This window comes from Methylomagnum sp. (assembly GCF_054333355.1).
Genome location: NZ_JBTEKS010000367.1, coordinates 1 through 4,340 on the forward strand (window position 1 = coordinate 1; position 4,340 = coordinate 4,340).

Consider the following 4,340-nt stretch of genomic DNA (forward strand, 5'->3'; position numbering starts at 1 on the left):
TCAGTCTCCTTCGCCACAACGATCCCACCTCCAAGCAGAGCATCCGCCGCCGCAAACGTCGTGCCATCCTCAACAAGGACTATCGCAACCGCCTCATTTTTGGGGATCAACGGGTGCCGACTTCATAGCGCGATTGCCCTGTCCCGGTACCCACGCCACCGCCCGCAACGGCGCCCCGCTTCCGCCCTCGATCTTCATCGGCAAGGCAATGACCGTGGCGCCGGTCAGCGGCAGTTGGCCGAGTCCGGCCACGTTCTCAAAAATCGGAATATTGTGGCGGGCGAACACCTGGTGGCTTTCGAACAATGTGGATTGGCCGTAGTCGATGCTGGCCGTGTCCAGCCCGACGGCTTTGATGTGGCGCTGTTCCGCCAGCCAGCGGGCGGCGTCGGGCGCGATGCCGGGGAAATGCAGCTTCGCCACCGCTGCCTCGCCGCGCTCGGCGGTGCCCAGGTATTGCAGCGGGTCCGGCCAGTACCGATCATAGCCGGTGCGCAGCAGCACCACGGCTTGGGCGGGAATGGCCCCATGGTCTTTCTCCCAGCCGGTCAAGTCGGCGACGCTCACCAAATAATCCCGCTCCGTCAGCGCCCGCGCCGACACGTCCACCACCACGGCGGGTCCGATCAACTGGTCCGGGCCAATCTTCTCGACGGTCGCGGCGCCTTCGGCGAAATGGATGGGGGCGTCCATGTGGGTGCCGCCGTGTTCCGCCGCCGCGTATTGGTTGGCGGCGTAATGGAAGCCCTTGGCCGTGGTGCCTTCGAAGACTTTTTCCAGCTTGAAGTGTTCGGCGGTCGGCCAGTAGATGGTCTTATCGGAAAAGGCGTGGGTGAGGTCCACCCAGTGGCCGGTGGCGAAGGGCTGGGGCGGCGTGGCGCAGCCGACGAGGGCGAGTAGGGCCGGGAGTAGGGCGGTGGTTTTCATGGGGGGCTTCGCTAATTTGAAAGGCGGCTTATCGCTGAAACAATATCGGTTTTGGAAAAGTCATCGCCCTTGAATAACAAGGGCTTATTAAGATGCTTCGCCAATGCGTAGGAAAAACAGTCCCCGAAATTCAAGCCCGCCGGATGACGGCCTTTGCCATAGCGTAGCCACGCATCGTAAGCGCCTTGCCCAAGCATGACATCGACGGGATAAATTTCCACGCCCAGCGTTTCTAGTAAAACGTCCAGGTCAGCACGCCCTTGGTGTCCAAGATATTTGATTATGACGATGGCCGACTCCAACCAGTTGGGGGCGCTTAAAACCGTCTTGGGGGCGAATGCCAGGGCTTCTCGCAAGGAAACGTAGTCGGACTCCCGCAAAAGGATAGAAATTAAGGCTGAGGAATCGATGACCATTAGGCGGGTAATCCGTTTTCGTCATAGCCGAGGATGTCGTCCGGCGATCTATGATCGAGTTTTGGCAAAGTGGCGCTGTGACGGCTGATTCTCTCAATGGCCTCACGTCTTTGATCGGGGGTTAAGGCTTGAGGGCCGCTTCGCCCCTTTATTTCTTCCAATAACGCGATGGCTTCCTTGTCCGGCGTGCGGCCATGAACCGTGGCGCGGCTTCTAAGCCAAGCGTGCAAGTCATCGGGAATATCGCGTAACGTCATGACCGTCATTGAATCCTCCAATTTTGGGTTGATCCCGTATATCCGGGGCTTCGCTGGCCGAATGGCATGAAGCCCCGGACGGAACCACTTACAGCGGTTGCTGCGCGATGACCATGAAGTACAGCATGGGGATGGAGAGCGCGGTGTTGAACCGGCTGGTCAACATGGCGGTGCGGGCGGCGGCTTTCTTTTGGTCGGCGTCGGCCTCAACCAGCCCTAAGGCGATTTGCTGATTCGGCCAAATGATGTTCCACACGTTGAAGGCCATGATGAGTCCCAACCACATGCCCAGCCCGATATAGGTGTGGGTGCCGCCCTGGAGATAGCCCAGCAGCATGGCGGGCACGATATAGCCCTGCATGGTGCCCAGGATCAGGCCGGTGACGACGGTGGAGAGCGCCGCCCAACGGAACCAGAACAGGGCGGTCGGCGCGATGACCTTGCCGATGGCGGGCTTCTGCTCGTCGGGAATCTTCGGCATGGACGGGATTTGCACGAAGTTGAAGTACCACAACAGGCCAATCCACATGATCCCGGAGAGGACGTGCAGCCAGCGGAACAAGAAGGTGAACCACAGGTGCGAGAACTTGACGCTAAAGGTGGCCAGCGCCAGCGCGATTAGCAGTCCGCCACCGAACATGAGCGCTCGTTCCAGCTTGTCCAGCCCATATTTCGACAACGCCTCGATCAGTTTCAGCATAACGTTCTTCATCGTTTTTTCTCCTATGCCTCGGTTGAAGTGACGCCTGAGGATGGTTCAGGCGTTACAAGGTTATGCCCTTGTGGGGGCGCAATCAAACGGGACGATTGGGTACACTGGCGGGCGGGCCTCGACAGGCAAGCCTGTCTTGGCGGGAGCGGTTTCCAACCGCGATTTTCGGCGCCTGTCGCGGTTGGAGACCACTCCCACGGACGGGGCTTCACCGAATTGCCAACATGGGCCAGAAGAGATATAGCAATGGAGAAATTAGACCCGTCGGTCATCCATGTTTGGACGTTGCGGCTGGGCCCGGCGGATCCGCTGGCCCTGGCCTATTGGGCTTGCCTCAACGACGCGGAACGGGCGCGGGCCGGGCGGTTCCTGGCGGAATCGGCGCGGGTCGCCTTCGTCCACACGCGGGGCTATTTGCGGCGCTTGCTGGGGGAATATCTGGACCTGCCGCCCGAGCGCGTGGAATTCATCGTCAACGACCACGGCAAGCCCCGGCTGCGGGACGCCGAAGAGAACCAAGGGCTGGTGTTCAATGTTTCTCACTCCGGGCCATTCGCCTTGTTGGCCTTCACGCGGGACGCGGCCTTGGGCGTAGATGTTGAGGAATGCCGGGTGCGGAGCAATCTGGAAGGGCTGGCGGGTATGTGCCTAGCGCCCGATGAGTTGGCGTTGTGGCGGGGCTTGCCACCGGATCGGCAGGCGGATGAATTCATCCGGCGCTGGGCCTGCAAGGAGGCGTTCGTCAAGGCGGTGGGGCGGGGGATTGGCCTGGGGCTCGGCAAGGTGTGCGTGAGTCCTGGCTTCACGGGTTACGCGGCGGTGCCCGAAGCTCACGGCCCGGCGGCGGATTGGCGGTTGCGCGAGTGGGCCTCTGGGAACTGCCGGGCGGCGCTGGCGTATCGGGGTGGGGAGCGGCGGGTCAGTTTTTTTGACCCGGCTTCGTAGGGTGGGTTAGGCGCACATCCGCACGGCTCATGTTGTTGATATTGAACGCGCCGTGCGCCGTCACCCACCGCGCCAGTGAGTGCGATGGGTTACGGCGTTTCCGAGTCCGCCGCCACGCACGCCGCCAAGCCGCTGGCGAGATTGGGATAACGCAAGTTCACCCCTAACGCTTCCAGCATCCGGCGGTTGTCCAGCCGCTTCGATTCCTCCAGAAACGACATCATGCTCGGGCTGAGTACCCGGCGGGCTTCGGCCAGTCCGACGGCGGGCGGGCGGGGCAGTCCAAGCAGGTCGGCCACCCGGTTGAAGTAGTCCGACATGGTGGTGGGCTGGCCGTCGCTGACGTTGTAGACGCCGCCGGGCTGGCCCCGCCGGGCGGCGGCGAAGCAGGCGGCGGCGAGGTCGTCGGCGTGGATGCGGTTGCTGTAGCGGGCTTCCTCGTCGCGCAGGACCGGGAGTCCTTGCCGCAGGCGTTCGCAGGGCAAGCGTCCGGGACCGTAGATGCCGGGCACCCGCAGGATCACACAGGGCACGCCGCGTTGTTCGCCCCATTGGGTGATTTGCTGTTCCGTGTCCAGCCGCCGCCGCGACCGATCCGATTGGGGATTGGGCGGTCGGTCCTCGTTCACCCATTCGCCTTGGCAATCGCCGTAGACGCCGCTGGTGCTGATGTAGACCAGCCGGGCGGGTGGGGTGGCTGTGTCGAGCGCCGCCAGCAGGGCTAGCGTGCGCGGGTCGCCGTGGCCGGTGGGCGGCGGGGGCGCGAAGTGGTAGACGATGGTTTCGGATGAAGGTAGGCAGGTTAGGGTGTCCGGCGCGTCCAGGTCGCCCCGTTTGGGGTGGATGCCGAGTTGACTTAGCGCTCGGGCGGATTCGTCCGAGCGGGCCAGGGCGGCGACGAGGTTGCCGTCGGCGATTTCCAGGGCGGCGACGCGGCGGCCTATGTCGCCGCAGCCGATGATGAGGATGGTTGGAGGCGTTGTGTTCATGTTTCGGTGGGATGGCGTTTCGTGGTGAACGGATCAGAAGTTTAGATGCCGACCATAACTGCTTATGTTACAGCCCCTCATTGCTAAGCTGCGG

General features: G+C 62.6%; 6 protein-coding genes. 1 reads left to right on the plus strand and 5 read right to left on the minus strand.

Going from position 1 to position 4,340, the window contains the following annotated elements:
• Positions 1-93: 93 nt before the first annotated feature.
• The 4 genes from ACXWUF_RS19365 to ACXWUF_RS19380 all read right to left on the minus strand — a co-directional run bounded on the left by ACXWUF_RS19365 (position 94) and on the right by ACXWUF_RS19380 (position 2,312).
• Positions 94-927: a cyclase family protein gene (locus tag ACXWUF_RS19365; protein WP_458496224.1), complete on the minus strand. Its 834-nt coding sequence runs from the start codon at positions 925-927 to the stop codon at positions 94-96.
• Positions 928-938: 11 nt separating this feature from the next.
• Positions 939-1,343, minus strand: a complete 405-nt coding sequence (locus ACXWUF_RS19370; RefSeq protein ID WP_458496225.1) for a type II toxin-antitoxin system VapC family toxin — start codon at positions 1,341-1,343, stop codon at positions 939-941.
• Positions 1,343-1,609 carry a FitA-like ribbon-helix-helix domain-containing protein gene (locus tag ACXWUF_RS19375; RefSeq protein ID WP_458496226.1) on the minus strand — a complete coding sequence of 89 codons (267 nt, stop codon included), beginning with the start codon at positions 1,607-1,609 and terminating at the stop codon, positions 1,343-1,345. Before ACXWUF_RS19375 ends, ACXWUF_RS19370 begins: the two co-directional genes overlap by 1 nt.
• Positions 1,610-1,688: 79 nt before the next feature.
• Positions 1,689-2,312 carry a urate hydroxylase PuuD gene (locus ACXWUF_RS19380; protein WP_458496227.1) on the minus strand — a complete coding sequence of 208 codons (624 nt, stop codon included), beginning with the start codon at positions 2,310-2,312 and terminating at the stop codon, positions 1,689-1,691.
• Between the two features lie 246 nt (positions 2,313-2,558).
• Here ACXWUF_RS19380 and ACXWUF_RS19385 point away from each other — a divergent pair, with 246 nt between their 5' ends.
• On the plus strand, positions 2,559-3,257 hold the full coding sequence (locus tag ACXWUF_RS19385) for a 4'-phosphopantetheinyl transferase family protein (RefSeq protein ID WP_458496228.1): 699 nt from the start codon (positions 2,559-2,561) through the stop codon (positions 3,255-3,257).
• A gap of 89 nt (positions 3,258-3,346) precedes the next feature.
• Here the strand turns inward: ACXWUF_RS19385 and ACXWUF_RS19390 are convergent, their stop codons facing one another.
• Positions 3,347-4,246 (minus strand): SDR family oxidoreductase, encoded by a 900-nt coding sequence (locus ACXWUF_RS19390; RefSeq protein ID WP_458496229.1) that lies wholly within the window; start codon positions 4,244-4,246, stop codon positions 3,347-3,349.
• Positions 4,247-4,340: the final 94 nt, after the last annotated feature.

What these genes read in the sequence shown, in the direction of transcription:
- ACXWUF_RS19365 (WP_458496224.1), bottom strand. Translation starts at nt 927, where the DNA reads ATGAAAACCACCGCCCTACTCCCGGCCCTACTCGCCCTCGTCGGCTGC.
- ACXWUF_RS19370 (WP_458496225.1), bottom strand. Translation starts at nt 1,343, where the DNA reads ATGGTCATCGATTCCTCAGCCTTAATTTCTATCCTTTTGCGGGAGTCC.
- ACXWUF_RS19375 (WP_458496226.1), bottom strand. Translation starts at nt 1,609, where the DNA reads ATGACGGTCATGACGTTACGCGATATTCCCGATGACTTGCACGCTTGG.
- ACXWUF_RS19380 (WP_458496227.1), bottom strand. Translation starts at nt 2,312, where the DNA reads ATGAAGAACGTTATGCTGAAACTGATCGAGGCGTTGTCGAAATATGGG.
- ACXWUF_RS19385 (WP_458496228.1), top strand. Translation starts at nt 2,559, where the DNA reads ATGGAGAAATTAGACCCGTCGGTCATCCATGTTTGGACGTTGCGGCTG.
- ACXWUF_RS19390 (WP_458496229.1), bottom strand. Translation starts at nt 4,246, where the DNA reads ATGAACACAACGCCTCCAACCATCCTCATCATCGGCTGCGGCGACATA.